The 16084-nt window shown below is 69.8% G+C and carries 12 protein-coding genes and 2 pseudogenes; 4 read left to right on the top strand and 10 right to left on the bottom strand.

What is annotated here, in order from left to right; all coding sequences use genetic code 11:
* Nucleotides 1-5 precede the first annotated feature (5 nt).
* Nucleotides 6-182, bottom strand: a pseudogene (locus tag ABTX18_RS35045) (TetR/AcrR family transcriptional regulator); the annotation flags it as partial.
* A 67-nt stretch (nucleotides 183-249) separates the two neighbouring features.
* Here ABTX18_RS35045 and ABTX18_RS35040 point away from each other — a divergent pair.
* On the top strand, nucleotides 250-1608 hold the full coding sequence (locus ABTX18_RS35040; RefSeq protein ID WP_352126841.1) for a carotenoid oxygenase family protein: 1359 nt from the start codon (nucleotides 250-252) through the stop codon (nucleotides 1606-1608).
* A gap of 377 nt (nucleotides 1609-1985) precedes the next feature.
* Here the strand turns inward: ABTX18_RS35040 and ABTX18_RS35035 are convergent, their stop codons facing one another.
* The 6 genes from ABTX18_RS35035 to ABTX18_RS35010 all read right to left on the bottom strand — a co-directional run bounded on the left by ABTX18_RS35035 (nucleotide 1986) and on the right by ABTX18_RS35010 (nucleotide 8845).
* The gene (locus ABTX18_RS35035; RefSeq protein WP_352126840.1) at nucleotides 1986-2735 is read right to left on the bottom strand and encodes a helix-turn-helix domain-containing protein; all 750 of its coding nucleotides are present in this window, start codon (nucleotides 2733-2735) and stop codon (nucleotides 1986-1988) included.
* Nucleotides 2736-2822: 87 nt separating this feature from the next.
* On the bottom strand, nucleotides 2823-3668 hold the full coding sequence (locus ABTX18_RS35030; RefSeq protein WP_352126839.1) for a helix-turn-helix domain-containing protein: 846 nt from the start codon (nucleotides 3666-3668) through the stop codon (nucleotides 2823-2825).
* Nucleotides 3669-3687: 19 nt separating this feature from the next.
* A complete protein-coding gene (locus ABTX18_RS35025) occupies nucleotides 3688-4671 on the bottom strand; it encodes a ParB/RepB/Spo0J family partition protein (protein WP_352126838.1) in 984 nt (327 codons plus the stop codon).
* Between the two features lie 864 nt (nucleotides 4672-5535).
* Nucleotides 5536-6630: a carboxymuconolactone decarboxylase family protein gene (locus tag ABTX18_RS35020; RefSeq protein WP_352126837.1), complete on the bottom strand. Its 1095-nt coding sequence runs from the start codon at nucleotides 6628-6630 to the stop codon at nucleotides 5536-5538.
* A gap of 5 nt (nucleotides 6631-6635) precedes the next feature.
* Nucleotides 6636-8288, bottom strand: coding sequence for an FAD-dependent oxidoreductase (locus ABTX18_RS35015; RefSeq protein WP_352126836.1), 1653 nt, complete (start codon nucleotides 8286-8288; stop codon nucleotides 6636-6638).
* Nucleotides 8285-8845, bottom strand: a complete 561-nt coding sequence (locus tag ABTX18_RS35010; RefSeq protein ID WP_352126835.1) for a DUF5987 family protein — start codon at nucleotides 8843-8845, stop codon at nucleotides 8285-8287. The genes ABTX18_RS35015 and ABTX18_RS35010 overlap by 4 nt, the downstream gene beginning before the upstream one ends.
* Nucleotides 8846-9098: 253 nt before the next feature.
* Between ABTX18_RS35010 and ABTX18_RS35005 the strand changes: the two genes are divergently transcribed.
* Nucleotides 9099-9893: a TIGR03084 family metal-binding protein gene (locus tag ABTX18_RS35005; RefSeq protein ID WP_352126834.1), complete on the top strand. Its 795-nt coding sequence runs from the start codon at nucleotides 9099-9101 to the stop codon at nucleotides 9891-9893.
* Nucleotides 9894-10183: 290 nt separating this feature from the next.
* Here ABTX18_RS35005 and ABTX18_RS35000 read toward each other — a convergent pair whose 3' ends face one another.
* The gene (locus ABTX18_RS35000) at nucleotides 10184-10618 is read right to left on the bottom strand and encodes an SUKH-4 family immunity protein (RefSeq protein ID WP_352126833.1); all 435 of its coding nucleotides are present in this window, start codon (nucleotides 10616-10618) and stop codon (nucleotides 10184-10186) included.
* A 56-nt stretch (nucleotides 10619-10674) separates the two neighbouring features.
* On the opposite strand from ABTX18_RS35000, the gene ABTX18_RS34995 reads away from it, so the two are divergent.
* On the top strand, nucleotides 10675-11913 hold the full coding sequence (locus ABTX18_RS34995; protein ID WP_352126832.1) for a phage baseplate protein: 1239 nt from the start codon (nucleotides 10675-10677) through the stop codon (nucleotides 11911-11913).
* Nucleotides 11914-11971: 58 nt separating this feature from the next.
* Nucleotides 11972-12436: a hypothetical protein gene (locus ABTX18_RS34990; RefSeq protein ID WP_352126831.1), complete on the top strand. Its 465-nt coding sequence runs from the start codon at nucleotides 11972-11974 to the stop codon at nucleotides 12434-12436.
* A 664-nt stretch (nucleotides 12437-13100) separates the two neighbouring features.
* Here ABTX18_RS34990 and ABTX18_RS34985 read toward each other — a convergent pair.
* Both ABTX18_RS34985 and ABTX18_RS34980 read right to left on the bottom strand, forming a co-directional pair.
* Nucleotides 13101-15755: a SpoIIE family protein phosphatase gene (locus tag ABTX18_RS34985; protein WP_352126830.1), complete on the bottom strand. Its 2655-nt coding sequence runs from the start codon at nucleotides 15753-15755 to the stop codon at nucleotides 13101-13103.
* A 100-nt stretch (nucleotides 15756-15855) separates the two neighbouring features.
* Nucleotides 15856-16083 (bottom strand): annotated as a pseudogene (locus tag ABTX18_RS34980) (MBL fold metallo-hydrolase); the annotation flags it as partial.
* Nucleotide 16084: the final 1 nt, after the last annotated feature.

Here is a 16084-nt window from a genome sequence, read left to right as displayed (position 1 = left end):
CTGACCAGATCGTTCTTCCCTCCGAAATGCGTGTACACCGCTGTCGTGGAGGTACCCACCGCCGCGGCCAGACGGCGTGTCGAAAGTGCGGCAGGTCCTTCCTCGGCAAGCAACTGCGCTGCCGCTTCGAGGAGTTGTACGCCAAGAGCTGGGTTCACTGTCCGTGGGCTCACAGTTGACATCCTGTCATGCCGATGCGACCCTGACGTAACGATGTTACGTAACAGTGATTTCGTGAGGATGGCAGCAATGCCCACACATCACCAGAACAGCACGACACATCTGCTGAGCACCGGTTATCAGCCGGTTACCGAAGAGGTGACCCTCCCCTTCCCGGCGGTGCGCGGGCAACTGCCCGCCGAGCTCGACGGCACCTTTGTGCAGATCGGCCCCAACACGCTGGGCGGCCACGACCCGGCCCGCGACCATCTTTTCGCCGGCGACGCGATGGTGCACGGCCTGCGCGTGAGCGAGGGCCGGGCGCAGTGGTACCGCAATCGCTGGGTGCGCACGGACCGGGTGGCACGTGCCCTCGGTGAGCTCCCCACGCCCGGACCGCGCCCGGGCCTGTCGGACAACACCAACTGCGGCCTCGTCCGGCACGCCGGGCACACGTTCGCGCTCGGCGGCGGCGGAGCCCTGCCCACCCGGCTCGGAGAGCGGCTCGAGACGCTCGACCGGGTCGACTTCGACGGCACCCTGCCCGGCGGTTTCGGCGCCCGCCCCGTCGTGGATCCGCTGACCCAGGAGATGCACGCGGTGGCGTACGAGCCGGGCCGCCCCGGCGTGGACCACTTGACGCTGGACGCGTCCGGCCGGGTACGCCGATGCGAGAACATCACGGTGAAGGGCACACCGATGATGCACGCCTTCTCGCTGACGGACCGTGAAGCGATCATCTACGACCTGCCGGTCACCTACAGCGCCCGGGCGGCTGCCGCGGGCTCACGCCTCCCCTACACCTGGGACGACAGCCATGGCGCCCGCCTCGGCGTGCTGCCCCGCGAGGGCAGGGACGCCGACGTGCGGTGGATGGACATCGCACCCTGCTTCGTCTTCCACCCGGTCAACGCCTACGGACGGGGCCGCCACATCATCATCGACGTCATCCGCCACGAGCGCGCCTTCGACCGCGACCCCCTGCATCCCAGCGAGTCCTCGCCCACCCTGTGGCGCTGGACCCTCGACCGGCCCAGCGGCACCGTGACCGAATCCCAGCTCAGCAGTGAGGTCCAGGAGTTCCCTCATATCGACGACCGGTACACGGGCTCCCCCTACCGCTACGCCTTCACGGTCGCTCTGCACCCCGGGCAGGGCGCCGCACTGGCCGGGCCCGCCCTGCTGCGCCATGACCTGGTGACCGGCCGTGTCGACAGACACGACTTCGGGCAGGGGCGCGAAGGCGGCGAAGCCGTCTTCGTACCCCGCTCCGCCGACGCCCCCGAGGCGGACGGCTATCTGCTCAGTGCCGTCCACGACACCGCGACCCACCGCAGCGACCTCGTCGTCATCGACACCGCGGACTTCACCGGGCCGCCGGTCGCGGCCGTCGGCCTGCCGGTGCGCATCCCGCACGGCCTCCACGCACAGTGGACGGCCGGTGGCTGACAACGCAGCACACCGCCGCCCACAGCCGGTGAGGATCATTTACGTGGCCGACAGCCGCCGGCCGGCCGCGGACACGTCACAGACGACGGCCGCGGCGTCCGGCCGCGCGGCCGGCAACGCGGCCGGCAACGCGGCCGGACGGCCGCCCGGAGCCGGCCCCGGCCATGCGGGAACGGGCCGGAACGGCACGGGCCGGAACGGCGGGAGCGGGCCGGGCCGGAACGGCACGGGCGGGAGCGGGCCGGGCGGGAGCGGGCCGGCGTCCCCGGGCGTGTCCGGCGTCCGGGCGGGCCAAAACTCATCGGCTCATGACCAGGCGCCCCGGGGCAGCCACCCACTCCCCCACACCATTGCGGTCCCCGCTCTTACGGGAACGCTCAGCAGGCGCCGGCCATGACGGCCCGGTCGCGGCAGTCGAACTCCGGCAGCGCGAAGAGCACCGGCAGGTCGAAGACGCTGCTGTGACGCAGGGAGATGTCGAGCTCGATGGCCTGCGCGCCCCGGACGGTGATCGAGGGGCAGGTCCCTATCAGCATGCGGTGCTGCGCCCCGTACTCCTGGTCCGAGCCGTCCAGTCCGGCCACCCGGATGTGCCAGGTGCCCTCCGGGAGGCCGTGCAGCTGAAACCTCGGCCGCTCGGGTCCCAGCACGTCCCAGGAGACAGGTCTGCCCTCTGCGATCGGGCTGGCGAACACCCCGACATACACGTTGCGCAGCGGGACGACCCCACGCCTGTGCACGGTCCCGACCACGGTGCCGCGGCGCGGATCGGACGCCGGCGCCTTGGGCAGCGGGCCGAAGTTCCTCAGCCGCGCGTGGTCACGGTAGCGGGTCGGCGCCAGCCCGACACTGCGGGTGAACCTGGACGTGAAACTGCCCGGGCTGTTGTAACCCACCTGGTACGAGATGTCCGTGACGCCCAGTTCGCTGTCCCGCAGCATCCCCTTGGCCTGGTGCAGCCGGATCGCGGAGAGGAACCGGCCCGGGGAGGTGCCGGTCACCTGGCGGAAGACACGGGAGAAGTAGAATCTGCTGAGGAGCGCGGCGTCGGCGAGGTCGGACAACGACACCGGCTCGGCGTAATGGTTCCACATCGTCTCGATCGCACGGTGCACAGCGTCTTGCACGAGGCCTCCAGTGGGGGATCAACCTGAGCAGAATCAGGATGCTGACGACTTACGCCCAGGCGCCGGGGCGGCCGCACGGGCAACGGGTCACAGACCGGCTGCCGACGGCTGTGCCATATGCGCACCGATCGCGGCCGGCACGGGCCGGCGGCTCGTTGCCCCGGACATGATGTCCGCGCTGCTGCCGGGCACGGCGATCAGCACCGGCGGATCGAGCAGGCTCGCCGGGCGAAGGACGATGTCGGCAGGCATCAGCAGCACCCCCGGCCGGACCGTGACGGGCCCGTACCGTCCCACGGAGAGGTTCTCCGGGGCCCCGCGTCCGCGTCCGGCCAGGGCCGACGGGCTCCCATAGGGGACGGAGGCTGCCATCAGGTGCCAGGTGCCCGGCCTGACGTCGCGCAGTTCGAACGGGCCGGGCCCGTCCATGATGGTGCACTGAACGGGGTTGCCCTGCGGGATGGGGCTCGCGAACAGCCCGACGAGCACCTGGCCCAGGGGCCGGTCCGCGGGCAGCACGACCCGGCCCTGGACACAGAGGGAGGACGCCGCACCCGAGCCGCTCGCCGACGGCGGCTGAGCGCTCATGCCGCGGAAGTCCCCGTCCAGTTCCCGGAATCGGCTCGGCGACAGACCCACACATTCCTTGAATCGTGAACTGAATGTCCCCACACTGCTGTACCCGACCTGGGCGCTGATATCCGCCACACTCCGGCCGGTCCCGACCAGAAGGCACTTCGCCTCCTGGATGCGGAGCGCGGACAGGAACCGCCCCGGGGAAGTCCCGGTCACCTCCCTGAACATCCGGGAGAAGTGGAATTTGCTGAACCGTGCAGTCCTCGCCAGATCATCGGTGGTCAGGTCCTGATCAAGACGGCCATGCATATATTCGATGACCTGGAGGATCGCCATCTCCATGGAGGCAGTGGTCATGAAACACCCTTCGAAGATTTCAACCGCGGGAACGGCCCGCGGGCACCGACTGAACCCTCGTCCTGTCCGACAGCTCCTCGGCAAAGCGCCGCCAGGCGTCCGAACACTTCATTGCAATTTCCGCAACGGTCTCCGCACAGTGCGGAGGAACGGTCTCGATGAGTTCTTTCCACGCCTCATCGGTGACGAAATGGCCGTGGAGCCAGCGGAGGAATTCCCGCCCGGATTGCGAGTTCCTGAGGGACGGGTTGCTGCTCAGGGTCCGCAAACGGTCCCGCGAGGTTCGCGCCATGGCGGGTTGGGCGGGGCACCCCTGGGCATCCCGGGCGGCGGGCGTCCGCGCCGGGACCATCCGCGGCTGGGCACCGGTGGTCTGCCCCTGGTCCCGGCGCACGCCCCCAGGCGTGCCGAGCGACGACAGCACCGCTTCCCGGGCAACCGGCTTCAGCGGCCTCCCGGAGGTCCCGGACGCGGGACCGGCAGCCCGCCCGCACTCCGCCGCAAGGGCCGGAGCAGGCAATTTACCGGCCAGGAGGGGCAACTCCGGAACACCGGCAGCCACCCGCCGGCGGACCTCGGTCACGACCCCGGGGTCCAGGCCGGTGTAGACGGCGATGCTCAGGTCGGACATGGCGGGAAAGCCGGCGAGGATACGGCGGACAGCCGCGCCGCGGTCGGCGAGCGACAGGAGCAGACCGTCAGCGATGTTCCGGGTGACCGACTGGATGAACGCCTCACCGTCGGAGCCGTTGAAGAACTGGGCATCGACCGTCTCCAGCCCCAGAATGACCGCCGCCCTGACGCGATGCATTCCGTCGATCACCCGCATCGAGGGTCGGTGCACCAGGATCGGCGGCAGCGATGCATACACTTCGGCAAGGTGCTGCGCGTGAGCTTCATTGACCCCGTTAAGCCGCGGAGAATCCGCAACCGAGAGGTCTTTCACATATACGGGCCGGGTGAAGTACGGCGGCTGGTCCCTCATTGTTGCAGCGATTCCCATCACGGGTCCCTCCAAAACGAGTTGCGGGTCTGTCACCACACCGGGCGGGCCTGATCGAAGCAGCGGCAAGTTCCGATCCGGGAACGTACTCGTTACCCGGCCCCCGGTAAATGCCCCGTCCGAAACGGAAACTCCGGCCGGCCCTTTCCGAATGAATCGGCGGGCAGGCCGGCCCGGACCGGCTGCACGTGCGGCGCATCGGCCGCTATCCACGTCCCCGAGCTCATGACGATCCTTCTCCCCGTGACACCGGTCTCCACGCCACCGTTCCGACCGGGCGAAGCTAGAAGAACCAGATCACCTCTGGCAACGAATCCCGCTACTTCGGCTACTTGCCGTTGTGGCGGCATCCTGCGGTACGGCACGCCATAAGATGCGCATCCCGTGCGGCAGACGCAGCCTTGGCCAAAGGCATGTGCCCGGGTCCGAATCGCCCGGGGCCGTGAAGAAGGGGAGACCATGCTCGACCCGATGACCCCGGGCCCGCGTCCTCAGGGGCGAACCGCCCTGGACACCGGACGCCAAAAGCCGTCCCAGCACCCGGACTCCGGGATACCGGCACGGCCGGCGCACGGGCGCGGCCGGGGCCTCAGCCGCCCCGCCCCGAGACCTCCCCGGCAGGACGGCAGCCGCGGCCCGGCATGAAACCCGCTACGCGCTGCCCGCCCACCACGAACGCGGCACACCGCGCCCCGCCCGCAGCCCAGTCCGGCGCGGCACACCACGCCCCGCCCGCAGCCCAGTCCGGCGCGGCACACCACGCCCCGCCCGCAGCCCGATCCGGCGCGGCACACCGCGCCCCGCCCGCAGCCCGGTCCGGGGCGGCACACCGCGCCCCGCGGGCGGGCCGGTCCGGCTTCGGAATCAAGCTCCGTACTCACCGTCCGTGGCGGGTTCCACCGGGAGCCAGCCACCGGCCCGGCGCGCTGCGCACAGCGCCGCCCAGGAAGCCAGGGCCACCAGGCCGGCGTCGTCCGGCCGGTCCTTGCGGTAGGCCCCTATGACCGTGGCGTCGACCTGGTAGGAAGCGAACGCGACGAGCAGAGCGAGCCGGCCCGCCGGGCGGTCGGCCGGCGCCAGTTTCGCCAGCGGCAATTCCACCCAGCCGCGGCTGAGCCCGCGCGGCAGCCCGTCCCACACCGTGAGCTCCCCCTCGAGCAAGTCCCTGACACCCGGGGCCACCACCTGCCGCGCCGCCCGGTCCACCGCGCCGGCCGCCCGGGCGAAGGCCTGCGCGATCATCGCGTTCGGCCCGGCCCAGGCGAGATCGGCCGGCACCGGCTCCCACGGCAGCAGATCCAGTGAGGCTCCCGCCTCGCCGATCCTCCGGCTCGACCCGCGGATCACATGGCTGAGCACACGCTGCACCACGCCGAGCCCCGCCCGGGGCGCGCCCGCCGGCATCGGCGCGTCCTCCAGGAAGGTGTTCACCATCCTGTTGAGGTAATGGAAGAGCACCGCCACACCGGCGTACTCCGGAGCCTCCCGCGCACTGAACGGCACATGCGGGCGCTCGCCCGCCCCCGGCCGCGCGGCAGCCGCCGTAGCCCAGAGCGCCGCCTCGCGCAGCCGCGTCCCGGCCACCTCCGCGCCCCGCCCCGCCGCGATGCTCCGCGCCGCCCGGCCACCGGCCAGGCCGCGCAGCGTGGCGCTGTGGACGGACACGCAGTACGGGCACGCGTTCACCGCCGAGACCGCCGCGGCCACCGCCTCCCGCACCGCACGGCCCACCACACCCGGCGCGATCAGCGTCTCCCGGAGCATGAGCCATACACCGGTCATCACCTCGGGGACGGGAGAGTGCAGCACCACCGGCGGCGCCAGTATGCCGAACTCCCGCTCCATCTGCCGGTACACCTGGGCGGTGAGCTGGTCCGCCCCGCCCGGCCGCACCGGGGTGACATGGCGGATCTGAGCGAGCGCGAGACCACGCATGGCACGCGCGGAGACCGGCGTCACGCCCCTCACCCCAAAACCGTGCGAGCGGCTGCCGCCGTACCACGCCGGGCCGCTGACCCGCCATCCGGAGCGGGCGCACCGTAGCGGACCTCGACTCCCCGTTCACGCAGTGCCCGCACGATCCCGGGAACCGCCCGTTCGGCGAGTGCCGCGATCGTGAAGGCCGGATTCACCGTCAGCGCCCCCGGCACGGCCGAACCGTCGGTGACGAAAATACCCGGGTGCCCGCGCAGCTCATGGCGGTCATCGAGCGCCGAGGTGGCCGGGTCGTCGCCGATCCGGCACGACGAGAGCGGATGCACGGTGTACGCCCCGATCACGTCGTTGGTCCATGGCATCACCCGCGACAGCCCGTCACGCTCAAGGATCTGCCGCACCGCCGCGTCCGAAGTCTCCCACCCGCGCAGCGTGTTCGCGGTGGGCCGGTAGCGAAGGGAGCCGAAGCCCAGCAACTGCTGCGAAAGCCGGTCCGAGTTACCGGTCGCCGGCGGCGGACCGAAGACCCCCTCGTTGTCGTCCTCCGACATCGTGAACACCGTCAGCCACGAGCGCCACCTGCGCAGCATCTCCTTCTTCTCCGGCCCGTACCAGGTCGGACCCTTCGCGTCGGGGACCTGCGCCAGTATGGTCCCGAAGCCCGGGGGAAAGTACAGCTGCTCCAAAGAGAACCGCTCGTACTCCGGCAGCTCCCCGTCCAGACGGTCCCAGGACGCCACGACCGGGCCGCGGCCGATCTGGTAGGCGCCGTACGCGTTCGCCTCGTCGCGGGAGAGCCCGAGCAGCTTCCTGACCTTGTCGTCATCGAGGACCGCGGTGTTGAGCCGTTCGCCGTTGCCGGAGAAGTAACGGCCCACCGCGTGCGGCATCGGGCCGAGACCGGCCTCGGAGCGCTGCAGGATCACCGGGGTGGCCGCCGTGCCGGCCGCGAGGATCACGACCTTCGCATCAATGGTGCCCGAGCCGGTCTGCTGCCGGTAGTCGACCTCGTGGACCGTGTTGTAATGCACCCGGTAGCCGCCGGAATCCAGCCCAGTGATCTTCTGCACCTCGTGCAGAGGCCTGATCTGGGCACCATACGAAAGGGCGGCCGGCAGGTAGTTCAACAGCAGAGACCGCTTGGCGTCGAACCGGCAGCCGGACATCATCCAGTTGCAGTTGGTGCACAAAGCGGTGTCCACAGCCGACGGCGAAGGATTCGCGGTGTGCCCGGCCGCCTTGCACGCCGCGGCGAAGACCCCCCCGATATACGGCACATCCTCCCACGAGGTCGGAGTGACCGGCAGAGCCTCGGCCACCCTGTCGTACCAGGGCTCAAGACTGTCACGGTCGATCACCGACGGCCACATCCGCCGGCCGATCGACCCGTGCCGCTCGAAAGCGAAACGCGGCGCACGCGGCATAGTCGCGAAATAGACGACACTGCCCCCGCCCACACAGTTACCGCCGAGCACACTCATCCCGTCACCGACCACGAAGTCGAACACCCGGGTGGAAGAGGAACCGAACTTGAAATCGTGATCGAAGTCCTCCGCGTTCAGCCAGGGCCCGCGCTCCAGCACCGTCACCTTCGCACCGCCGGCGGCGAGATGATAAGCGGTGATCGAGCCGCCGAAGCCGCTGCCGACGATCAACACGTCCGTGGACTCGTACGCGTTCACACGGGGCTCCCAGTGGGATCGGTGTCAGGGTGTATGTCAGCCAGCTGCCGGCCATAGGAGTAAGCCGGGAAACGCCACAGCCCGTCCTCGCCGGGCGGAGCGAAACCAAGGATCGCCAGCCCCGGATGCCCCGCCGCCATCGCATCCGCGGTATGCATGTGCGCACCCGTATCGAAAGCCATGAAACTGAACATCGCCAGACCGGCCCACATCGCGTGCTCCGGATGTTCAGGCGCGAGCAACTCACCCACCAGCGCCAGCCGTTCGTCATAACCGAGCCCGACGAACGGCTCACTGTCATCGCGGGGCAGCCCCTGCTCGGCACGGAACCGGACCGCGTGCTCGCCCAGCAGACGGGCCAGATCACCAAGTGCCGGGGCCATCCCGCCCTCCGGCGTCTCAAGAACCTCGATCGCACCCGACGCCACCGCACCCCCGCCCTCGCTCACCCCGGCCACCGCACGGTCCTGCGGATAGCGCTTCTCACCAGGGATAAGCGTGTCGGCGAACGCCTCCAGCACGGCGTTTCTCGACTCCGGGCAATCCCGATCTGGCATGGCCAACTCCCTCGGACGCGGCAAAATGCCGTATAGCGGTCTGTGTCCCTGCGTTTGAGTTGCTGCGGCCTGCACGATTTTGGGCGCGCGCGATGACTCACGCATCTTCGTGACTGCCCGCCGGCCCCCCACCGCACGAAGACCATCCGCACCGGGCAACGCACGAGAAGACAGACCACAGGACCCGGCAACAGACTCCTCCTGCCGCACCGACCGGCGTGCGCCACGCCCGTACACCCGGGAAGGACCGCTTATGACGCAATCACTCGACGTATACGCAGACCTCGTGGCCGAGGGCGAGGAAATCGACGCACTCCTCGAAGGCCTCGACGACCAGCAATGGCAGACCCCGACACCCGCCCCGGGCTGGACCGTGGCTCACCAAGTCGCCCACCTCGCCTTCGTCTGCCACCTCGCCGCCACCTCCGCACACGACCCACAACGCTTCGCGCAATACGCAGCACAAGCCAAAAACGGCTTCCAGGCAGCCGTCGACGGCGCACTCACCCAGTTCCTCGCCGCAGGCCCCAAAGCCGCAAGAGCACGCTGGCGCGAAGAACTCGCCGCCTCCGTAGCCGGGCTCTCCGCAGCCGACCAGAAAAGCACCGTGCCCTGGCTGGTCAACCCGCTGCCACCAACCGTGCTCGCCGCAGCCGGCATGATGGAAGTCTTCGCACACGGCCAGGACATCGCCGACGCACTCGGCGTGCAACGCAAATACACAGACCGGGTAGGACACCTCGCCTGGTTCGGCGTACACACAAGAGACTTCGGCTACCACGCACACAAACTCCTCCCCCCCACCCACGAATTCCGCTTCGAGTTGACCGCCCCCTCCCACACAACCACCTGGACCTTCGGACCCGAAAACGCCACCGACCGGATCACAGGACCCGCAGCCGACTTCGCACTCCTCGTATCCCGCCGCCGCCACCACACCGACCTCGCCATACACGCCCAAGGCACCCAAGCCAAACAATGGCTACCCATCGCACAGGCCTACCGAGGCCCCAGCGGAACCGGCCCCAAACCCAACCAAACCACCTAACACAACACCACCCACCACCCACGGAACGACAAAGCCCCACGACGTTGCCGAAGTACGCCCGAGCCCCTGACGACGGGACGTCAGTCAGCGGCCGCCAAACCCCGGTGCATCTCACGGAAACCTTCCCTGAGATTCCAGCCGGCCTCTCCCGCGCCTCCGTTCCCCCTCCCCCGCCGATACTCCCGTCACGTCTCCAGGGGGGTCAGCGAGCGCGCCCGGGCACGCATGCCTGCGAAAAGCCGCACGGCAACCACCGACAGCCCGCCGCCGAGCTGGACGGCTGACGTGCTTCAGTCCTCCCAGTTCGCGTAGCCGCCCATCGCGACGTCGTCGCACCACAGGGGCTCCCATAGCCCGTTGTGTGCGAGGGCGGTGTCGTCGAGGGTGGCCAGGAGCTCGCGGAGGTCGCCCGCCGCCGCGTCGAATCTGTCCTCCTCGCCTTCTTCGCAGAACGGGAGGCGGGCGATGGTGGCCGCGACGCACCAGTGGAAGGCTTCGAGGTCCCTGTTCACGTGATTGGTGGCCGAAGACTCGGCCATGGGGATGTGCACGATGCGGCGCGAGGCCACTTCGATGGCGATGTGTCCAAACAGGCCGCTGGTCCCGAAGACGACCCACCCGCTCTCGTCGACGATCAGGACCGCTTCCGGCTGCGCCGGCCCGCACTCGCCGCCCTGCTGGAGGCGCCGCCAGGCGCTACGCGCGTCACTGACCCGGGAGCCCACTCACATAGGATCTCGCCGTGCGGACCACGCCGGGCCGCATGGGAGGGACTTTCTTCGTGGCTCATTCGGATCTCATAGACCTGACCGGCCCCTGGGGCCGCATTCTCAGCGGCACGCCGCTGAACCATGAGACACATACGCGGGCCGGGCAGTCCATGGCTGTCGACCCGGTCACGCACGAGCTCTTCGTGGTGCAGGTGCGCGACGCGCTGACGGACGGGAACCTGTGCGTCTACCGCATCGACCGCAAGACTGGGCGGCCGATCGACAACATGCACCTCGCTGGTTTCGGCCACGGAAACCAGATAGGCGCGCAGCACATCGGCGGCACGACCTATCTCTGGACGGACGCAGGGCCGATGTCTGGTCATTACGGAACCCGCGTGGCCCGGGTCCCCTACCGTCCCGGGCAGACGTTCACCATGTCCTCGCCCGAAGTCTCGGCGCCTTTTCGCCCCCTGCCGGACGCTACGCAAACGTCCCCCAACGTCGATCCCGTCTACAACCGCCTCACTATCCGATACATCAACAACGCAAAAGAGGTCTTCTTCAGCCAGTACCCCATTGACCCGATAACCGGCGATGTCACCTGGACCGCGACGAGAACGATCAAGCTGCGTACGGGCAGTGGGGAATTTTTCTCGGACTTCGACACTCCCACCCCCCAGGGGTTCGCGTCGCTCGGCGAGTATCTCTACATCTACACGGGCAGCCCGAGCGCGGACAACACCCACATCACCGCCGTGTCCTGGGCGGACGGCTCCTTCGCCGCAGGGCCCCAGCACATCACCGCCGTGCCCGGTCTCGACCTCCGGGAACCGGAAGGCATGTGCATCGAGCCGATGGGCGACGAGGCACGGCTGCTGTTCGGTTTCAACGGAAGCCTCACCACCCCGCGCGAGGCGACGATCTGTTTTCTCTCAACGGACGCGCCGGTGCAGGGAGTGAAGCTGCTGACGGACTGGACCGCGTTCACGGGCGTTTCCGGAGCAATTCCGCAGACGGGCGTGATGAGCCCGCGCGGTCGCCTGGTGTCCCTCGCCGGGACCACCTACCTCCAGCTTCGCGGCGGCTTCGACTGCGACATCACCGTCGAGGGCCAGTTCGCCCAGCTCCCGCCGACGCTGACCCCCAGCCGTACCGTCAGGGCCGAAGTCACCCGCAACAACCAGGGTGGCCGCTGCGTCTGCCGTGTGGAGGCCAACGCCCGCGGCGAACTCTCCGTGTTCGGTCCGACCGCCGACAACAGGATCTCCTGGATCGGCCTGGACAACTTCTCGGCGGCCTGGCGCTGACGGTCTGTCTCCGCGCCCGCGCCCCCCTCGACTTCCTTACGATCCCGGAGGATCAGCCATGCCCCGAACCAGCACCAGCCGCCGCGCACTGCTCACCGCGGCCGTCGCCGTCCCCGCAGCAGCGATCGGTGCCCCCCTGCTCGCCACCCCCGCTTCCGCGGCCGACGTCCCCGGCGGCATAAGCGTCGTCCAGGACTGGCAGCCGCTCACCCTGGCAGCAGGAGTCACCGCTGCCGTGGACGTCCCGGCCGTCCGCGTCGTGAAGATCGCCGGCACGGACTTCCTTCAGATGCGTGGCGGATTCACCGGCCAGTTCACGGCCGACACCGTGATCGGCACCATGCCGACGACGATCACGGTGCCGAAGGTGGTGCGTGCGGTCTGTCCCCGCAACAACTCCGCCGGCATCAACTCCTGCCGTGTGGAGGTCCACACCTCCGGCCGGATCACGGTGTTCGGCGGTACGGCGACCAACGACATCACCTGGGTCACTCTGGACAGCTACTCGGCCGTCCTCGCCTGAGGCCCACGCCTCCGTCCGACCGTTCAACGTGACGAACTGCCGGACGGAGGGCGATGCGCAGAGGCTGAGGGCCGTGTCCAACGACTCCACGATCTGCCCGGCCCGCCCGCATGCGGCCGGTGCTCGCCATACAGGCAGACCCCGAAGGAACCGCCAGGCGACAAAGGGGGGCAGAACCCGACGACCAAGGCCTCAGACGATCGGCTGGGGTGTTCCGGCCGAGCATCGTCGTTGTGTTCTTCCTGGCAGACTTTCGAGCCGCCACGTGCGCGAACCGCGTAACCAGCTGCTTGGACGGCAGGTGCACGCATTGCAGCCGCTACGGAAGCACGGGGAGGAGAGCGCGCGGCGTTCTGGCCGGGTCGCTTCCCCTTGGGCAGTGCGGGAAGCGTGCGGCCGGCTCTGTCGGTCCAGCAGCCGGACACCGTTGTGCGTGTGCACGCCACCGCAGGCGCCCGCCGGTAGCAGCCTCGTCCTGTCGGTCGCGGGCGCCCACTCGGCCCCGAGCCAGGCCGGGGCAACGCCTCGGCCTCCCGGTCGACGGCTCGCCTCTTCGGCTCCATGATGGCACCGGCCGTGTGCCGTCAGAACACCGGTCGGGCATCGACGCATGGGGACGGCGGCTGCTCCGTCACAGCGGAAAGCTACCCGGCGTACCGGCAGCCTACGTAGGCGGGACGGGGCGGGCCGCGAGGATCGCGATGTCGTCGTCGCTGTCTGCGCCCAGACCGATGAGGAGTTCGTCGCAGAACACGTCGAGAGGTTCGCCGGCCAGGTCGGCGGCGTGGCGGCGGAGGCGGTCCATGGCGTCGGTCAGGGACTCGTCGCGGCGTTCAATGAGGCCGTCGGTGTAGAGAAGGACGGTCGAGCGGGCCGGGATCGCGTCCCGGGCCCGGCGGCGGGGCAGGTCGGGGTCCACTCCGAGGAGCACGCCCGCGCCGTCCTCGAGATAGCGTGCGCGGCCGTCCTCGGTGACAAGGAGGGGCGGCAGATGGCCGGCTGAGGAGTGCACCAGTTCCCAGGGGCCGGCCTCCGGGCCCTTGACGAGTCCGTAGATACAGGTGGCGGTGGCCTCCTGGTAGAGGGTGTGGTTCGCCATGTCCAGGCGGTGGAGGACCGTCTCGGGGGGCTCCTGGCGGTCCACAGCGATGCCACGCAGCATGCTGCGCAACTGGCTCATGGCAATGGCCGCGTCGAGGTTGTGGCCGGTGACGTCGCCGATCACCAGTGTGGTGTCCCCACTGGGCAGGACGAAGCTGTCGTACCAGTCGCCGCCGATCTGGGTGGTGGTGGAAGACGCTGCGTAGCGGGCGGAGATCTGGAGGTGGTCGATCTCGGGCAGTACAGGCAGCAGCGAGAGCTGGAGGCGCTCGGCGATGTTCCGCGTCTCCTGGTAGAGGCGAGCGTTGTCCATGCCGAGGGCGAGGGCGCGCGCCAGATCGTCGATCACGGGCAGGTCGTCCTCGGTGAAGGGACGTTCCACACCGCCTCGGGCCACGGTGAGCGCGCCGATGATCTTCCCGCGCGTCCGGAGCGGGGCGACAATGGCGCTGCGCGTCCCCATGCCGCGGAACAGTTCCTGGTAGTGGGCGTCCAGTGCACTCGTGGCATGGCTCGTCGCCAATGGCTCGCCGAGGAGAAGCGGGCCTGCACCGCGTAGCGCACGGGCGAGGGGTCCGCGGGCGGACTCCGACACGGGCGGAAGCCGGCGCGTGTACGCATCGGGGCAGGCCGTCTCGGGGGTGCGGCTGACGACGCAGACGCGGTCCACCTGGGCGGTCTCCCCGGTCAGCAGGTCCACCGCGCACCAGTCGGCCAGCCGTGCGGTGAGCACCCGGCCCACCTGTTCCACACCCTCGTCGAGATTCGTGGCCCTGCTAAGTGCGGCCTCGGTTTCTGCCAGCAGGGAAAGCCGTTTCAGCGGCGGCATCCCGGCGCCGGCTCCCCCGGTGTGCGGTGCGGCCGACGGGGTGGGGCCGGCCGTCTGCCGGGCTGCCACGGAGCGGGCCCGGCCGCCGGGAGGGCGGGTCGAGGTGACCGCCGCGGTGGCCCTGGGAGTGAGCTGCGCGACGAAGACGGTGCGGCCGTCAGTCGTCTCCCGGGACTGGATGAACAGGCGGACGGGGACCAGCCAGCCGTCGCGGTGCAGGGCGGGAAGCGGTACCGAGCGGCCCAGAATGCGGGGCTCCCCGCTGAGCAGCAGAGACGTGAACGCCTCGAGGTGGCGTCTGCGGAGATGCTCCGGAATGAGGGTGGTGAGGGGCAGTCCGACGATGTCGTCGGGCTGCCAGCCGAGCAGGTCCGCCGCGGGCCCGTTCGCAGCGATGATCGTGTTCCGCTCGTCGGCGGCAATCGTCGGAACCCTGCTGGCCCGCACCTGGCCGGCGTCCCACGGAACCAGTTCCGACGGGCTGGCGCCGGGTTCCCGGGGCACCACCGTCCACGCGGTGGGAGGCTCGCCGGCGAGTTGACCGACGATCTGGTCGAACAGCCACTGGTGGAAGATGCGGCTGCGCGGCAGCGCCGGCAGGGTCAGGAACCGTTCGTCACGGGCCTTCGCCTCGGCCAGGTCGAGGACCGTGCTCAGCGCCTGCGCGGCGGGCCCGGCGTCCGACGGCACAGGCAAGGGCAGGGACCGGATCTCCGCTCCGCCGGACTCCTGTTGGAGTGCGGCCGTCACACACGTGCTGATCAGATGGTTCATGTCCTGGGCCGCGGCGAGTTCGCCCGGTGGCACACCCAGGTCCTCTCCGGCGGCCAGCGCGAGGACGACCTCGCGCAGAAGAGTGTGCCGGTGCTGCTGGGAAGCCGAGTAGAGCGCTGCTGGTACGTCGACCAGGGTCACGGTCGCGCCGGGGCAGGGGTCCGCAGGTGGCGCCGGCGTTTCCCACCCGCCCGACCACCGGGGCATACCGTTGCCGGCGGAAGTTTCAGCGGGCACCAGCTCGAACCAAACCGTCTTGGTGTCCTCGACCACGTCGACGCCGTGCCGGGACGCCAAGAGCCCGACGAGGACCAGTCCCTGCCCCGTACCGGCGTACGGCGGATACGCGTACGCCACGACCGGCCGGTCCGGCCGACGGTCGCCCACCCCCACCCGCACCGTGCCGCCGTCCACCCGGACTGAAACCTCGACCTCCGTCCGGGCGTGCAGCACCGCGTTGGTCACCAGCTCGCTGGTCAAGAGCTGAGCGGTCTCGACCACGTCCGATGCGACGCCGTCCAGGGCGGAGCGCACGAACCGACGCGTTTCCGCCACGCTCCGCGGTCCCTGCGCGAACCAACGCGACGGCGCGCCTGCGGCTTGAGGGTCGGCCATGACCCCCAGTCTGCCTCAGCGGGCCCCCGTCGTCCCACTCGTACGCGCCGGAGCCTTCCTCGGAGGCGGCCCCCTCGTCGAAAGCCTGGGCAGTCGCGGCCTAATCGATTGAGAAGGCGGCACCGGGGGCGGCGTAGTCCACGGGGCCGTCGAACCGGGCAGAGGCGCGTGCCACCGCCTGCTGCGGTGTGAGGAAGCGGCCGATGTGCGTGACGATCAACCGGCCCGCCCGAGCGGCGCTGGCCGTGTCGCCGGCGTCCTCTGGCGTGGGGTGCACCTGTTCGCCCTCGGCCGGGACCTGCGTACTCTCGGCCTCGCACAGCAGCACG

It is taken from the genome of Streptomyces sp. NPDC096323, assembly GCF_040302845.1.
Lineage (GTDB): Bacteria > Actinomycetota > Actinomycetes > Streptomycetales > Streptomycetaceae > Streptomyces.
Note: the sequence above shows the minus strand (reverse complement) of the source record. Positions and strands in the feature narration are given on the sequence as shown.